The sequence below is a fragment of the Streptomyces sp. NPDC059861 genome (assembly GCF_042731435.1).
Lineage (GTDB): Bacteria > Actinomycetota > Actinomycetes > Streptomycetales > Streptomycetaceae > Streptomyces.
Genome location: NZ_JBHWJQ010000010.1, coordinates 48,421 through 62,065, shown reverse-complemented (window position 1 = coordinate 62,065; position 13,645 = coordinate 48,421). Strand labels below are relative to the sequence as shown.

General features: G+C 72.6%; 17 protein-coding genes. 3 read left to right on the top strand and 14 right to left on the bottom strand.

Features of this window, described 5'->3' with window-relative positions; genetic code table 11:
• Positions 1–19: 19 nt before the first annotated feature.
• Together ACFV6X_RS11605 and ACFV6X_RS11600 are read left to right on the top strand one after the other, a co-directional pair.
• Positions 20–1,216, top strand: coding sequence for a CaiB/BaiF CoA transferase family protein (locus ACFV6X_RS11605; RefSeq protein WP_385381101.1), 1,197 nt, complete (start codon positions 20–22; stop codon positions 1,214–1,216).
• Positions 1,213–2,040, top strand: a complete 828-nt coding sequence (locus ACFV6X_RS11600) for an HpcH/HpaI aldolase/citrate lyase family protein (RefSeq protein WP_385381099.1) — start codon at positions 1,213–1,215, stop codon at positions 2,038–2,040. Before ACFV6X_RS11605 ends, ACFV6X_RS11600 begins: the two co-directional genes overlap by 4 nt.
• 66 nt (positions 2,041–2,106) lie before the next feature.
• On the opposite strand, the gene lgt is transcribed toward ACFV6X_RS11600, so the two are convergent.
• The 11 genes from lgt to hisI form a co-directional block, all read right to left on the bottom strand.
• Entirely contained in the window at positions 2,107–3,138 is a 1,032-nt protein-coding gene (lgt, locus tag ACFV6X_RS11595) for a prolipoprotein diacylglyceryl transferase (protein ID WP_385381097.1), read from the bottom strand.
• 85 nt (positions 3,139–3,223) lie between these two features.
• Positions 3,224–3,997: a DsbA family protein gene (locus tag ACFV6X_RS11590; protein WP_385381094.1), complete on the bottom strand. Its 774-nt coding sequence runs from the start codon at positions 3,995–3,997 to the stop codon at positions 3,224–3,226.
• A 109-nt stretch (positions 3,998–4,106) separates the two neighbouring features.
• Positions 4,107–4,925: a tryptophan synthase subunit alpha gene (trpA, locus tag ACFV6X_RS11585; RefSeq protein ID WP_385381091.1), complete on the bottom strand. Its 819-nt coding sequence runs from the start codon at positions 4,923–4,925 to the stop codon at positions 4,107–4,109.
• A complete protein-coding gene (gene trpB, locus ACFV6X_RS11580; RefSeq protein WP_385381088.1) occupies positions 4,922–6,205 on the bottom strand; it encodes a tryptophan synthase subunit beta in 1,284 nt (427 codons plus the stop codon). Before trpB ends, trpA begins: the two co-directional genes overlap by 4 nt.
• A 58-nt stretch (positions 6,206–6,263) precedes the next feature.
• Positions 6,264–6,479: a tryptophan biosynthesis modulator TrpM gene (gene trpM / locus ACFV6X_RS11575; protein WP_365455167.1), complete on the bottom strand. Its 216-nt coding sequence runs from the start codon at positions 6,477–6,479 to the stop codon at positions 6,264–6,266.
• A 22-nt stretch (positions 6,480–6,501) separates the two neighbouring features.
• Positions 6,502–7,311, bottom strand: coding sequence for an indole-3-glycerol phosphate synthase TrpC (trpC, locus tag ACFV6X_RS11570; protein ID WP_385381086.1), 810 nt, complete (start codon positions 7,309–7,311; stop codon positions 6,502–6,504).
• A gap of 143 nt (positions 7,312–7,454) precedes the next feature.
• On the bottom strand, positions 7,455–7,871 hold the full coding sequence (locus tag ACFV6X_RS11565; protein ID WP_385381083.1) for a DUF2752 domain-containing protein: 417 nt from the start codon (positions 7,869–7,871) through the stop codon (positions 7,455–7,457).
• Positions 7,872–7,979: 108 nt separating this feature from the next.
• Positions 7,980–8,267, bottom strand: a complete 288-nt coding sequence (locus ACFV6X_RS11560; protein ID WP_385381080.1) for an HGxxPAAW family protein — start codon at positions 8,265–8,267, stop codon at positions 7,980–7,982.
• Between the two features lie 136 nt (positions 8,268–8,403).
• Entirely contained in the window at positions 8,404–9,054 is a 651-nt protein-coding gene (locus tag ACFV6X_RS11555) for a TIGR02234 family membrane protein (protein ID WP_385381077.1), read from the bottom strand.
• A gap of 52 nt (positions 9,055–9,106) precedes the next feature.
• The gene (locus ACFV6X_RS11550; RefSeq protein ID WP_385381074.1) at positions 9,107–10,585 is read right to left on the bottom strand and encodes an anthranilate synthase component I; all 1,479 of its coding nucleotides are present in this window, start codon (positions 10,583–10,585) and stop codon (positions 9,107–9,109) included.
• An 11-nt stretch (positions 10,586–10,596) separates the two neighbouring features.
• Positions 10,597–10,989, bottom strand: coding sequence for a phosphoribosyl-AMP cyclohydrolase (hisI, locus tag ACFV6X_RS11545; protein WP_385381071.1), 393 nt, complete (start codon positions 10,987–10,989; stop codon positions 10,597–10,599).
• An 82-nt stretch (positions 10,990–11,071) separates the two neighbouring features.
• Here hisI and ACFV6X_RS11540 point away from each other — a divergent pair, with 82 nt between their 5' ends.
• Positions 11,072–11,707 carry a TIGR03085 family metal-binding protein gene (locus ACFV6X_RS11540; protein WP_385381068.1) on the top strand — a complete coding sequence of 212 codons (636 nt, stop codon included), beginning with the start codon at positions 11,072–11,074 and terminating at the stop codon, positions 11,705–11,707.
• Between the two features lie 20 nt (positions 11,708–11,727).
• Here ACFV6X_RS11540 and hisF read toward each other — a convergent pair whose 3' ends face one another.
• The 3 genes from hisF to priA are packed head-to-tail and all read right to left on the bottom strand — an operon-like array spanning position 11,728 to position 13,643.
• Entirely contained in the window at positions 11,728–12,483 is a 756-nt protein-coding gene (gene hisF, locus ACFV6X_RS11535; RefSeq protein WP_385381065.1) for an imidazole glycerol phosphate synthase subunit HisF, read from the bottom strand.
• Positions 12,480–12,884, bottom strand: coding sequence for a RidA family protein (locus ACFV6X_RS11530; protein ID WP_385381062.1), 405 nt, complete (start codon positions 12,882–12,884; stop codon positions 12,480–12,482). The genes hisF and ACFV6X_RS11530 overlap by 4 nt, the downstream gene beginning before the upstream one ends.
• A 36-nt stretch (positions 12,885–12,920) precedes the next feature.
• Positions 12,921–13,643 carry a bifunctional 1-(5-phosphoribosyl)-5-((5-phosphoribosylamino)methylideneamino)imidazole-4-carboxamide isomerase/phosphoribosylanthranilate isomerase PriA gene (gene priA / locus ACFV6X_RS11525; RefSeq protein WP_385381060.1) on the bottom strand — a complete coding sequence of 241 codons (723 nt, stop codon included), beginning with the start codon at positions 13,641–13,643 and terminating at the stop codon, positions 12,921–12,923.
• Between the last annotated feature and the right edge of the window lie 2 nt (positions 13,644–13,645).

Genomic DNA, 13,645 nt, shown 5'->3' with positions numbered 1-13,645 from the left:
CCCGTACCGAGTGCACGACATGACCACGCCCACCCCGCCCCTCGGCGGCCTCCGCGTCCTCGACATGGCCACCCTCTTCGCCGGCCCGCTCGCCGCCACCCTCCTCGGCGACTTCGGCGCGGAGGTCATCAAGATCGAGCACCCCAGGAAACCGGATCCCTCCCGGGGCCACGGCCCCGCCAAGGACGGCATCGGCCTGTGGTGGAAACACCTCGGCCGCAACAAGCGCACCATCACCCTCGACCTCTCCAAGACCGGCGGCCAGGCCACCCTGCGCCGTCTGGCCGCCGACGCGGACGTCGTCATCGAGAACTTCCGCCCGGGCACCCTGGAGAAGTGGGACCTCGGCTGGCCGGAGCTGTCCGCCGTCAACCCCCGCCTGATCCTCACCCGCGTCACCGCCTTCGGCCAGTTCGGGCCCTACGCGCACCGCCCGGGCTTCGGCACCCTCGCCGAGGCGATGAGCGGCTTCGCCGCGATCACCGGCGAACCCGACGCGCCCCCGACGCTCCCGCCGTTCGGCCTCGCCGACTCCATCGCCGGCCTGGCCACGGCGTACGGAGTGATGGCCGCCCTCGCCGCCCGCGACCGCAGCGGCGAGGGACAGGTCGTCGACATGGCGATCATCGAGCCGATCCTCACGGTCCTCGGCCCGCACCCCCTCTGGTTCGACCAGCTCGGCCACGTCCAGCCCCGGACCGGCAACCGCTCCCAGAACAACGCCCCGCGCAACACCTACCGCACGGCCGACGGCAGCTGGGTCGCCGTCTCGACCTCGGCCCAGTCCATCGCCGAACGCGTGATGCGCCTGGTCGGCCGTCCCGAGCTGATCGACGAGCCGTGGTTCGCCACGGGCGCCGACCGCGCCCGGCACGCCGACGTCCTCGACGAGGCGGTCGGCGGCTGGATCGCCGAACGCCCCCGCGACGAGGTCCTCGCGGCCTTCGAGAAGGCCGAGGCGGCGGTGGCCCCGATCCAGGACATCCGCGACGTGATGACCGACCCGCAGTACGCGGCCCTGGACACCGTCACCACCGTCGACGACCCCGACCTGGGCCCTCTCCGCATGCAGAACGTCCTCTTCCGCCTCTCCGCCACGCCCGGCTCCATCCGCTGGGCGGGCCGCCCGCACGGCGCGGACACCGACGAGGTACTCACCGAACTGGGTCTTACCGCCGAGGAACTGATCGCCCTCCGCGCGGAGGGCGCCCTGTGACCACCCCCCTGACCTGGCTGTACGCCCCCGGCGACCGCCCCGACGTGGTCCACAAGGCTCTCGCCGCGGGCGCCGACGTCGTCGTGGTCGACCTGGAGGACGCCGTCGCGCCCGAGCGCAAGGACTACGCCCGCGCCGCCACCGCGGAACTCCTCTCCGAGACCCGTCACCCCACGCCGGTGCACGTCCGCGTCAACGCCCTGCACACCCCGTGGGCCGACAAGGACCTGAAGTCGCTCGCCGCCCTCCCCGGCGTCTCGGGCCTGCGCCTGCCGAAGGTGGCGTCCCCCCGCCACATCACCCTGACGGCGGACCGGACGGGCGCCGACGGCAGCCGGCCACCCCTGTACGCGCTGCTGGAATCCGCCCTCGCCATCGAGCACGCCTACGCCATCGCCTGCGCCCACCCCGCGCTGCGAGGCATCTCCCTGGGCGAGGCCGACCTGCGGGCCGACCTCGGCGTGCGGTGCGACAGCGGCCTCGACTGGCCCCGCTCCCGCATCGTCAACGCGGCGCGGGCGGCGGCCCTCGCCCCGCCACCCCAGTCGGTGCACCCCGACGTCCGTGACCTGGACGGGCTGGCGGCGACCTGCGCCCACGGCCGGGCCCTGGGCTTCCTGGGCCGGGCCGCCATCCACCCCCGCCAGCTCCCGATCATCGAACGGGCCTACCTCCCCACCCCGGAGGAGATCGAGAAGGCCGAGACCATCCTCAAGGCGGCGGCCGTCAACAGCTCCGCGCAGGCCCTCCCGGACGGCACGTTCATCGACGCGGCGGTGGTCGGCGAGGCGACCAGGACCCTGGCGCTGGCCCACCGCGACTGACGCGCAGGAACACGACGAGGGCGCCCGGAAGAATTCCGGGCGCCCTCGTCCGCGTACGACAGACCGTCAGCTCTTCTTCGTCGCCGTCCCGGCCTCGTCCCCGACCGCCTCGTCCTCGCCCGCCTCGTCCTCCACCGCTTCGGACTTGGCTTCCTCGGACTCGGCCTCCCCGGACGCGCTGTCACCGTCGGCCCTCTCGGCATCGCCGGACTCGTCGGCGTCGTCGGTCTTGTCGGCGTCGTCGGTCCTGTCGGCGCCCTCGGCCTCGTCGCCGGAGGCGGCGGGATCCGGCTCGACCACGGCCTCACGGCCCGGCCGCTTCCTCGCGGAGATCACGATGTAGACCACGGCCAGCACGAACACCAGCAGCGCGGTCCAGTTGTTCAGCCGCAGCCCGAGGATGTGGTGGGCGTCGTCGACCCGCATGTACTCGATCCAGAACCGGCCCGCGCAGTAGGTGGCGACATACAGCGCGAACGCCCGGCCGTGGCCGAGCTTGAACCGCCGGTCGGCCCAGATCACCAGCACCGCGACACCGATGCACCACAGGGACTCGTACAGGAACGTCGGGTGGTAGTACCCCGGCACCCGGCCGTCCGCCGTGGACGTGATGTGCAGCGCCCAGGGGAGGTCGGTCTCCCGCCCGTACAGCTCCTGGTTGAACCAGTTGCCCCAGCGCCCGATGCCCTGCGCCAGTGCGATACCGGGGGCGACGGCGTCGGCGTACGCGGGCAGCGGGATGCCCCGCCGGCGGCAGCCGATCCACGCGCCGACCGCGCCCAGCGCGATCGCGCCCCAGATGCCGAGGCCGCCCTCCCAGATCTTGAGGGCGTCCACCCAGTCACGGCCCTCGCTGAAGTACAGCTCGTAGTCCGTGATCACGTGGTAAAGGCGGCCGCCGACCAGGCCGAACGGCACCGCCCAGACCGCGATGTCGGCCACAGTGCCGGTGCGCCCACCACGGGCGATCCAACGCTTGTTGCCGTACCACACGGCCACGAAGACGCCGAGGATGATGCAGAACGCGTAGCCGCGCAGCGGGATCGGGCCGATGTACAGCACTCCGCGCGACGGGCTGGGAATGTAGGCAAGTTCCATGGCAGGGTCGACGCTACCGTGCCGGGCAGGCCCGATGTCGAGCAGCCCGGCTACGGCTCCATAACAGGCCCGGTGGCCGCGTGCCTCAGCCGCGCGCGGCCTCCTGCACCTGCTGCTTCAGCTTCGCGGGCGTCATCGTCTGGTCCTGGTAGATGTTCTTGCCGTTGAGCAGCACGGTCGGCGTGCCGCTGAAGCCGCCCTTGCCGAAGGCCGCGCTGGACTTGTCGACCCAGCTGTTGTGCCGGCCGTCCTCGACGCACTTGCGGAACGCGGGCGTGTCCAGGCCCTTGACCTTCCCGGCCAGCTCGATCAGCTTCGCGTTGTCCGCGAAGGCGTCGTCCGTCTCGGGGGGCTGGTTGTCGTAGAGCACGTCGTGGTACGCCGTGAAGTGACCGGCGTCCTGGGCGCAGGCCGCGGCGTTGGCCGCGTTGCGGGAGCCGGTGCCGCCCATGTTGCCGTCGATGATCGTGGCCAGGCGGTAGTCCACCCTCAGCTGGCCGGCGTCCGTCAGCTCGTGGATCGTCGAGCGGTAGGTCTGCTCGAAGGACTGGCAGGCCGGGCAGCGGAAGTCCTCCCAGACGGTGAGCGTCGACCTGGCGTCGCCCTTGCCGACCGGGATGGCCAGGTTGTCCTCGCCGTTCGCCCCCGAGGGGGCCACGACCGGGCCCGCGCTGTCGCCGGTGTCCTTGCCGGCGTTCGCGGCGACCACGCCGATCACCGCGGCCAGGCCCAGGACGCCGACGACCGCTGCGCTGACGATCAGCGCCCGCCTGCGCTTGTCCGCGGCCCTCTGCTTGTCACGCTCGACCGCCAGCCGCTCCCGGGCGGTGCGCTTTCCGTCACGGTTCTTCTCGCTCACACCCCGCAGAACGAACCGGGGAGGCGCACCGCGCCTCCCCGGCCCCAGGTCCACCCGTACGAGGGACCCGTATGACTTGCCGCTTTGCAGCCGTATGCATCCGGGCCGGCTACGCCTGGCCGCGCACGCCCTTCGCCAGGTCGGCCGCGAGCGCGCGGACCGCCTCGACGCCGGCCGCGTCGTCCGGCGCGTCCAGCATCCGCTTGACGAAGGCCGAGCCGACGATCACCCCGTCGGCGAAGCCGGCCACCTCGGCGGCCTGCCTCGCGTCGGAGACGCCGAGCCCGACGCACACCGGCAGGGACGTGCCCGTGTCCCGGGTCCGCCGCACCAGGTCCTGGGCCTGCGCGCCGACCGTCTCGCGGGTGCCCGTGACGCCCATCAGCGAGGCGGCGTACACGAAGCCGCTGCCCGCCGCGGTGATCTGCGCGAGCCGCTCGTCCCGGCTGCTCGGCGCGACCACGAAGACCGTCGCCAGGCCGTGCTTCTCGGCGTGCTCGCGCCACAGCGCCGACTCCTGCACCGGCAGGTCGGGCAGGATGCACCCGGCGCCGCCCGCCTCGGCCAGTTCGGCGGTGAAGCGCTCGACGCCGTAGCGGTCGACGGGGTTCCAGTAGGTCATGACGAGGACCGGCTTGCCGGTGGCCCGGTGCGTCTCGCGGACGGTGCGCATGACGTCCGCGATCCGCACACCGCCGCGCAGGGCGATGTCGTCGGCGGTCTGGATGACCGGGCCGTCGAGCACGGGGTCGCTGTGCGGCAGCCCCACCTCCACGACGTCGGCGCCGCCGTCGAGAACGGCCTTGATCGCCGCGATGCCGCCGTCCACGGTCGGGAACCCGGCCGGGAGGTAGGCGATCAGGGCGGACCGCCCCTCGGACCTGGCCGCGGCGAGGGTGTCGCTCAGCAGCTGGATGTTCCCGCTCACTTGGCGTCCCCCTCGATCTCGGCGGTGCCGGAGGCGTCCTCGGCGACCTCGGCGTCGGTGTCGTACAGCCCGAAGTAGCGGGCGGCGGTGTCCATGTCCTTGTCGCCGCGGCCGGAGAGGTTGACCACGATCAGCCCGTCCTTGCCCAGCTCCCTGCCGACCTCCAGGGCACCGGCGAGCGCGTGGGCGCTCTCGATGGCCGGGATGATCCCCTCGGTCTGCGAGAGCAGCCGCAGGGCCTGCATCGCGGCGTCGTCGGTGATCGCGCGGTACTCGCCGCGGCCGATGTCCTTGAGGTAGGAGTGCTCGGGGCCGATACCGGGGTAGTCGAGCCCGGCGGAGATCGAGTACGGCTCGGTGATCTGGCCCTCGTCGTCCTGGAGGACGTACGACCGCGAACCGTGCAGGATGCCGGGCTCGCCCGCGGTCAGGGTGGCCGCGTGCTCGCCGGTCTCCACGCCGTGCCCTGCGGGCTCGCAGCCGACGAGGCGTACGCCGGCGTCCGGGATGAAGGCGTGGAACAGGCCGATGGCGTTGGAGCCGCCGCCGACGCAGGCGACGGCCGCGTCGGGCAGCCGGCCGGCGCGTTCCAGGAGCTGGCGGCGGGTCTCGACGCCGATCACGCGGTGGAAGTCGCGGACCATGGCGGGGAAGGGGTGCGGGCCCGCCACGGTGCCGAACAGGTAGTGGGTGTGGTCGACGTTGGCGACCCAGTCGCGGAACGCCTCGTTGATGGCGTCCTTCAGGGTGCGGCTGCCGGACTTCACGGCGATGACCTCGGCGCCGAGCATGCGCATGCGGGCCACGTTCAGGGCCTGGCGCCGGGTGTCGATCTCGCCCATGTAGATCGTGCAGTCCAGGCCGAAGAGGGCGCAGGCGGTGGCCGTGGCCACGCCGTGCTGGCCGGCGCCGGTCTCGGCGATGACGCGGGTCTTGCCCATCCGCCTGGTGAGCAGGGCCTGGCCGAGCACGTTGTTGATCTTGTGGGAGCCGGTGTGGTTCAGGTCCTCGCGCTTGAGGAAGACCCGGGCGCCGCCCGCTTCCGCGGCGAAGCGGGGGACCTCGGTGAGCGCCGAGGGCCGGCCGGTGTAGTTGACGAGCAGGTCGTCGAGCTCACGGGCGAACTCGGGATCGGCCTTGGCCTTGTCGTACTCGACGGCGACCTCGTCCACGGCGGCGACGAGGGCCTCCGGGATGAACTTGCCGCCGAACGCGCCGAAGTAGCCCTCGGCGCTGGGGGTTCGACCCTCCGGGTCGGGGATGAAGAACTGGCTGGGCATGCGGAAACCTCACGGTGAGTCGGTGGAGTGCACTAATCGCCGTGGGAGCGGGGTGTTCTCAGGCGGCCGACGGCCGGCTGCGGCTTGTCACGCAGTTCCCCGCGCCCCCGAGGGGGCGCTGCCATCGACGGCCGTTCACCTGGCCGGGTTCGTCACCGATGACGTAGCGGACCCGGCGGCCGTGCACCCGGCGGGCGGGGGCGCGGCAGCCTCGGGGGCGGCAGCCACGCGCGAGGCGGGCGTGCCGGTCCGGGGTGGTCGTCGTGGTCGTCATCGTGGCCAAGCCTACCGGCGGATCAGCCCCGGCCGTGCCGCAGCGCGGGGTGGGCACCCGCCGCCACCAGGTCGGACACCGCCGTCTTCGGGTCCTTGCCGGTGACGAGGGACTCGCCGACGAGCACGGCGTCCGCGCCCGCGTTGGCGTAGGCGATCAGGTCGTGCGGGCCGCGGATGCCGGACTCGGCGATCTTGACGACGCCCTCCGGGATCTCCGGGGCGATCCGCTCGAAGGTGCCGCGGTCGACCTCCAGCGTCTTGAGGTTGCGCGCGTTGACGCCGATGAGCTTGGCGCCCGCGTCGACCGCGCGGTCGATCTCGTCCTCGTCGTGCACCTCGACGAGCGGGGTGAGCCCGATGGACACCGCCCGCTCGATCAGGGACTCCAGGGCGGGCTGGTCGAGGGCCGCGACGATCAGCAGCACGAGGTCGGCGCCGTACGCCCGGGCCTCCCACAGCTGGTACGAGGTGACGACGAAGTCCTTGCGCAGGACGGGGATGTCCACGCGCGCGCGGACCGCCTCCAGATCTGCGAGGGAGCCGCCGAAGCGGCGCTGTTCGGTGAGGACGGAGATGACGGCCGCGCCGCCCGCCTCGTAGTCCGCCGCGAGGCCGGCCGGGTCGGCGATCGCGGCCAGCGCGCCCTTGGAGGGGCTGGACCGCTTGACCTCGCAGATGACCTTGACGCCGTCGCCGCGCAGGGCGGCCAGTCCGTCCTTGGCCGCGGGGGCCTTCGCCGCGCGCTCCTTGAGCTCGTCGAGGCTCACGCGCGCCTGCCGCTCCGCGAGGTCGGCACGGACTCCGTCGATGATCTCGTCGAGCACACTCACGCGAGTGGCCCCCTTCCAGACGGTTGACTGTTCAAGCGGCACCGAAGAAGAAAACCGGTGGTCACTGCGATGGTATCCGGAGCCGGGCGTAGGCCTCGCATCCGGTTGACGGCGGTCCCACTACCTGGACATCCGCCAGTTGATCAAGGGTGGAGCCAGCCACCGAAGGGCAGGTTCCGGACAACCGTGAAGAGCAGCAGCAACGCGCCCACGGTCCACATGACCGCGGGCCGCGGATCGAGCCGCGGCGGACGGCCGCGCGCCGCGCGGACCACCCATACGGTCCACAGCGCGGCGAAGAGCAGGTAGCCGGCGACGGCCACGGCGTTCGCGTGCAGCGCCGCGGGTAGGTCACCGTGCACGAAGGCGTGCGCGCTGCGCAGGCCGCCGCAGCCGGGGCAGTACAGGCCGGTGACGCGCAGCAGAGGGCAGACGGGGTAGTGGCCGGGTTCGTCGGGGTCCACGGCGCCCACGTAGGCGAAGGCGGCGGCGACGGCCACGAGGACGCCGGCGGGGGCGGCCAGCCGTCCGGCGCGGGTGCTGCGGCTGTCAGCGTTCATGCCCCGCATTGTGCCCGGCCCTCACGCGGACGTGCGCGAGGGGCGGCCCGTGCAGTGCCGGGCCGCCCCTCGACGAGGTCGCGGCGGAGGAAGGCCGTAAGGGAAGGATCAGCTCTCGACGGCGACCGGCTCGCGCGTGGTCACGGTCCGCTCGGACTCGGACTGCGTCGCGCCGGAGGCCATCTTGAGGGGCTGCGCCTTGGGCGCGCCGAGGCCCATCGCGCGCATGATTCCGCCGATGACACCGCCCAGGACGATGATCGCCATGCCACCCCAGAAGCCGAGCGGGTTGGCCATCACCATGAAGGCGCCCGCGACGCAGAAACCGATGAAGATGATCATGACACCGGTCCAGGCGGCGGGGGTGTGACCGTGCCCGTGGCTGCTGTCCGCCATTGCTTGCTCCTCGTTGCTGTATGCGTGTGTGAGCCTGACGCTCGACATTCATTGTCCCGCACGCGCACCCCCTTGCGGCGCGGGGGGCTCATTCCGGGTGCGTCTCTTTCGCCACACCGGGACGGCTGACCGGAGGCTACGCCGGGCCGGTACCGGTCGGGTCCTCGCCGCGGTCGAGGGCCTTCCAGAGGTCCTCGGGCCGGTCGGGGTCGACGGCCGGGGCGCTGCGGCGCGGGCGGGGGGCGCCGCCGCGCTCGTAGCGGCCGGACATCGCGGGCCACAGGCGGCCGTAGCGCAGGGCGAGCAGCCCGGCCAGCAGGATGAGGGCGCCGCCCACGGCCGCGGCGTACGGCCACGCGGTGTGGGTGAGGGCCTGGACGGTGGCGGAGGTGTCCCCGGAGGCCTGCGCGGCCTTCTCGTCGAGCGCGGAGCTGTCCGAGGCGCCGTACAGGGCGGCGGCGACGGTGCCGGCGCCGCAGAGCGCGAGCAGCCCGGCCACCAGGAAGCGGCCGGCCCGGCGGACGGCGAAGACGGCGACCAGCGCGGCGAGGCCCACTATGGCGAGGGCCGCCGGGACGCCGGTCACATCACTGCCCCGGGCGGTCAGCGGGAAGGCGCCACCGGCCACCGACGCGGTGCCCTGCGACCACTGCTGACGGGTGGCCAGCAGCGCCACTGTCGCGCCGAGCGCACCGCTCGTCAGGGCGAGGGCAAGACTCCGGCGCCCGGCACGCGCGATGCCGGGGGCTTCGGTACGGGGGTGAGGAGCAGCAGTCACGTACTCCACTATCGCCTGCCCGGAGCGTGAAGCGTCACCCGGGGTTCACGTGAGAAGCGCCCTATTGTGCGAGCCGGTTCGCCGTGTGGACCGCGCGCAGGACCGCCGCCGCCTTGTTGCGGCACTCCGTGTCCTCGGCGATCGGGTCGGAGTCCGCGACGATGCCCGCGCCCGCCTGCACGTACGCGGTGCCGTCGCGCAGCAAGGCCGTGCGGATGGCGATGGCCGTGTCGGAGTCGCCGGCGAAGTCGAGATAGCCGACGCAGCCGCCGTACAGCCCGCGCCGGGACGGCTCCAGTTCGTCGATGATCTGCATCGCGCGCGGCTTGGGCGCGCCGGAGAGGGTGCCCGCCGGGAAGCAGGCCGTCAGCACGTCGAAGGCGGTGCGGCCCGCCGAGACCCGGCCCGTGACCGTGGAGACGATGTGCATGACGTGCGAGTACCGCTCGACGGACATGAAGTCGACGACCTCCACCGAGCCGGGTTCACAGACCCTGCCGAGGTCGTTGCGGCCGAGGTCGACCAGCATGAGGTGCTCGGCGCGCTCCTTGGGGTCGGCGAGCAGCTCCTCGGCGAGCGTCTGGTCCTCCTGCGGGGTGGCGCCCCGCGGCCGGGTGCCGGCGATGGGGTGCACCAGCGCCCGCCCGTCCTCGACCTTGACCAGCGCCTCGGGCGAGGAGCCGACCACGTCGAAGCCCTCGAGGCGGAGCAGGTACATGTAGGGCGAGGGGTTCGTGGCCCTGAGCACCCGGTAGACGTCCAGCGCGCTCGCCGTGCACGGCGTCTCGAACCGCTGCGACGGCACGACCTGGAAGGCCTCCCCGGCCCGGATGCGCTCCTTGACGTCCTCGACGGCCGCGTGGAAGTCGGGCCCGCCCCACAGCGCGCTGTACTCCGGCAGCTCGGAGGGCGGCAGCACGGCCGGCGGCTGGGCCACCGCGCGCGTGAGATCGGCCTCCATGGCGTCGAGGCGGACCACGGCGTCGGCGTAGGCCTCGTCCACGCCGGTGTCGAGGTCGTTGTGATTGATCGCGTTGGCGATCAGCAGCACCGAGCCCTCCCAGTGGTCCATCACCGCGAGGTCGCTGGTCAGCAGCATGGTCAGCTCGGGCAGCTTCAGGTCGTCCCGCTCACCGGGGCCGATCTTCTCCAGGCGGCGGACGATGTCGTATCCGAGGTAGCCGACCATGCCGCCGGTGAAGGGCGGCAGGCCCTCCTGGTGAGGCGTGTGCAGGGCCTCGATGGTGGCGCGCAGGGCGGCCAGCGGGTCGCCGTCGACGGGGACGCCCACGGGGGGCTCGCCCAGCCAGTGCACCCGGCCGTCCCGCTCGGTGAGCGTGGCGGCGCTGCGGACGCCGACGAACGAGTAGCGGGACCAGGAGCGGCCGTTCTCCGCGGACTCCAGCAGGAACGTGCCGGGGCGCTCGGCGGCGAGCTTGCGGTAGAGCCCGACCGGTGTGTCGCCGTCGGCGAGGAGCTTGCGCGTGACGGGGATGACGCGGCGGTCGGAGGCAAGCTTGCGGAAGGTCTCGAGGTCCATGGCGGCTGACCTTACTGATCCCGGGCGGGCGCGCCGTGGTCGGCGTCCTTGAGCAGCACGTCGGCGTCGAAGCAGGTGCGCGCGCCGGTGTGGCAGGCGGCGCCGACCTGGTCGACCTGGACGAGCACGGTGTCGGCGTCGCAGTCGAGGGCGACGGACTTCACCCACTGGAAGTGGCCGGAGGTGTCGCCCTTGACCCAGTACTCCCCGCGGCTGCGCGACCAGTACGTGCAGCGGCCCGTCGTCAGCGTGCGATGCAGGGCCTCGTCGTCCATCCAGCCCAGCATCAGCACCTCACCGGTGTCGTACTGCTGGGCGATGGCGGGCAGGAGCCCGTCCGCGCTGCGCTTGAGGCGCGCGGCGATCTCGGGGTCGAGGTGACGGGCGGGCGGCGTACTGGTCATGGGTGCCATTGTGCCGCGCCGCACCGACAGTCCCGGATGCCGTCCACTGGGCGGTACGGATACGCGGTCGTAGGCTGACTGCATGTCGACCTTTGCCAAGCGTGAACGGCTTCTCCTCGCCGACCTCTTGGAGACCGCCGGTCCGGACGCCACCACCCTGTGCGAGGGCTGGCTGACCCGGGACCTGGCAGCGCACGTGGTCGTGCGCGAGCGCCGCCCGGACGCCGCCGGCGGCCTGGTGATCAAGCAGCTCGCGCCCCGCCTGGAGAAGGTGATGGAGGAGTACACGGACAAGCCGTACGAGGAGCTGATCCAGCTCATCCGCTCCGGCCCGCCGCGCTTCTCACCCTTCCAGCTCAAGCAGATCGACGAGATGTCGAACACCATCGAGTTCTACGTCCACGCCGAGGACGTCCGCCGCGCACAGGCCGACTGGACGTCCCGCGAGCTCGACCCGGTCTTCCAGGACGCCCTGTGGTCCCGGCTGGAGCGCACCGCCCGGCTGATGGGCCGCGCGGTCCCCACGGGCCTGGTGCTGCGCCGTCCCGACGGTCAGACGACGGTCGCCCACCGCGGCACCCCGGTCGTCACGGTGACGGGTGAGCCGTCGGAGCTGCTGCTGTTCCTCTACGGCCGGCAGAACGCCGCCAAGGTGGACGTCGACGGCGACGCGGACGCGATCACGAAGCTGGAGGAGAGCAGGCAGCTCGGCATCTGAGACGGGACCGGCGGCCGGGCTCACCGTACGGGGTGGCCCGCCGTCCGCAGCGTCTCCTTGACCTCGCCGATCCGCAGATCGCCGAAGTGGAACACCGACGCCGCGAGGACGGCGTCCGCGCCCGCCCCGATGGCCGGCGGGAAGTCGGCCAGCCTGCCCGCGCCGCCGGAGGCGATCACCGGCACGGTGACGTGCTTGCGGACCGCGGCGATCATCTCCAGGTCGTAGCCGTCCTTGGTGCCGTCCGCGTCCATCGAGTTGAGCAGGATCTCGCCGGCGCCCAGCTCGGCGGCCCGGTGCGCCCACTCGACGGCGTCGATGCCGGTGCCCTGGCGACCGCCGTGGGTGGTGACCTCGAAGGAGCCCGAGGCGGTGCGGCGGGCGTCGACCGACAGGACCAGCACCTGGCGGCCGAAGCGCTCGGCGATCTCGCGGATCACGTCGGGCCGCGCGATGGCGGCCGTGTTGACGCCCACCTTGTCGGCGCCCGCCCGCAGCAGCCGGTCCACGTCCTCGGCGGTGCGCACGCCACCGCCGACCGTCAGCGGGATGAACACCTGCTCGGCGGTGCGGCGCACCACGTCGTACGTGGTCTCCCGGTTGCCCAGGGACGCGGTGATGTCCAGGAACGTCAGCTCGTCGGCGCCCTCGGCGTCGTACACCTTGGCCATCTCGACGGGGTCGCCCGCGTCGCGCAGGTTCTGGAAGTTGACGCCCTTGACGACCCGGCCGTTGTCCACGTCCAGGCAGGGGATGACTCGGACCGCCAGGGTCATGACTGCTCGGCTCCTCTGCATGCCTCTACTTCGACTTCGACCAGGATGCGCGGGTCCACGAAGCCCTCCACCACGAGGAGGGTGGACACCGGCCGCACCGTGTCGAAGAGTTCCTTGTGGGCGCGGCCCACCTCGTCCACGTCCCGCGGATGCGTCAGGTACATCCGGGTGCGGATCACGGACCCGACTCCGAGCCCGAACTCGGCGATCGCCTCGATCGCGCTGGTGAAGGCCACCTTGGCCTGTTCGTAGGGGTCGCCCTCGCCGTACAGCACATCGCCCTTGAAGGACGTCGTGCCTCCCACCAGCACCCGGTCACCCGCCGCGACGGCGCGTGCGAAACCGAAGGACTCCTCCCAGGGGCTCCCGCTCAGCACCCGCCGCACGGCATCGGACGTCATGACACTGTGTCCTTCTTCAAGAGGTGGCCTCCAGTTTCAAGAGGTGGCCTCCAGGGCCTCTTCCAGGGTGAACGCCTTGGCGTACAGCGCCTTCCCGACGATGGAGCCCTCGACACCGAGGGGCACGAGCCCGGCGATCGCCCGCAGGTCGTCCAGCGAGGACACGCCGCCGGAGGCCACGACAGGGCGGTCGGTCGCCGCGCAGACGTTCCTCAGCAGCTCCAGGTTCGGGCCCTGGAGCGTGCCGTCCTTGGCGATGTCGGTGACGACGTACCGCGCGCAGCCCTCCTTGTTGAGGCGCTCCAGCGTCTCGTAGAGGTCGCCGCCGTCGCGGGTCCAGCCGCGGCCGCGCAGCGTCGTGCCGCGGACGTCGAGACCGACCGCGATCTTGTCGCCGTGCTCGGCGATGACCTTGGCGACCCACTCGGGGGTCTCCAGGGCCGCCGTGCCGAGGTTCACGCGGGTGCAGCCGGTGGCGAGGGCCGCGGCGAGGGTGTCGTCGTCGCGGATGCCGCCGGACAGCTCCACCTTGATGTCCATCGCCCCGGTGACCTCGGCGATCAGCGCGCGGTTGTCGCCGGTGCCGAAGGCGGCGTCCAGGTCGACCAGGTGCAGCCACTCGGCGCCCGCCCGCTGCCAGGCGAGGGCGGCCTCCAGCGGGGAGCCGTACGAGGTCTCCGTGCCGGACTCGCCGTGCACGAGGCGGACGGCCTGGCCGTCGCGGACGTCGACGGCGGGGAGGAGTTCGAGCTTGGCCATGT

What these genes read in the sequence shown, in the direction of transcription:
- ACFV6X_RS11605 (WP_385381101.1), top strand. Translation starts at nt 20, where the DNA reads ATGACCACGCCCACCCCGCCCCTCGGCGGCCTCCGCGTCCTCGACATG.
- lgt (WP_385381097.1), bottom strand. Translation starts at nt 3,138, where the DNA reads ATGGAACTTGCCTACATTCCCAGCCCGTCGCGCGGAGTGCTGTACATC.
- trpB (WP_385381088.1), bottom strand. Translation starts at nt 6,205, where the DNA reads ATGCCCAGCCAGTTCTTCATCCCCGACCCGGAGGGTCGAACCCCCAGC.
- trpM (WP_365455167.1), bottom strand. Translation starts at nt 6,479, where the DNA reads ATGACGACCACGACGACCACCCCGGACCGGCACGCCCGCCTCGCGCGT.
- ACFV6X_RS11565 (WP_385381083.1), bottom strand. Translation starts at nt 7,871, where the DNA reads ATGAACGCTGACAGCCGCAGCACCCGCGCCGGACGGCTGGCCGCCCCC.
- ACFV6X_RS11560 (WP_385381080.1), bottom strand. Translation starts at nt 8,267, where the DNA reads ATGGCGGACAGCAGCCACGGGCACGGTCACACCCCCGCCGCCTGGACC.
- ACFV6X_RS11550 (WP_385381074.1), bottom strand. Translation starts at nt 10,585, where the DNA reads ATGGACCTCGAGACCTTCCGCAAGCTTGCCTCCGACCGCCGCGTCATC.
- hisI (WP_385381071.1), bottom strand. Translation starts at nt 10,989, where the DNA reads ATGACCAGTACGCCGCCCGCCCGTCACCTCGACCCCGAGATCGCCGCG.
- ACFV6X_RS11540 (WP_385381068.1), top strand. Translation starts at nt 11,072, where the DNA reads ATGTCGACCTTTGCCAAGCGTGAACGGCTTCTCCTCGCCGACCTCTTG.
- hisF (WP_385381065.1), bottom strand. Translation starts at nt 12,483, where the DNA reads ATGACCCTGGCGGTCCGAGTCATCCCCTGCCTGGACGTGGACAACGGC.
- ACFV6X_RS11530 (WP_385381062.1), bottom strand. Translation starts at nt 12,884, where the DNA reads ATGACGTCCGATGCCGTGCGGCGGGTGCTGAGCGGGAGCCCCTGGGAG.
- priA (WP_385381060.1), bottom strand. Translation starts at nt 13,643, where the DNA reads ATGGCCAAGCTCGAACTCCTCCCCGCCGTCGACGTCCGCGACGGCCAG.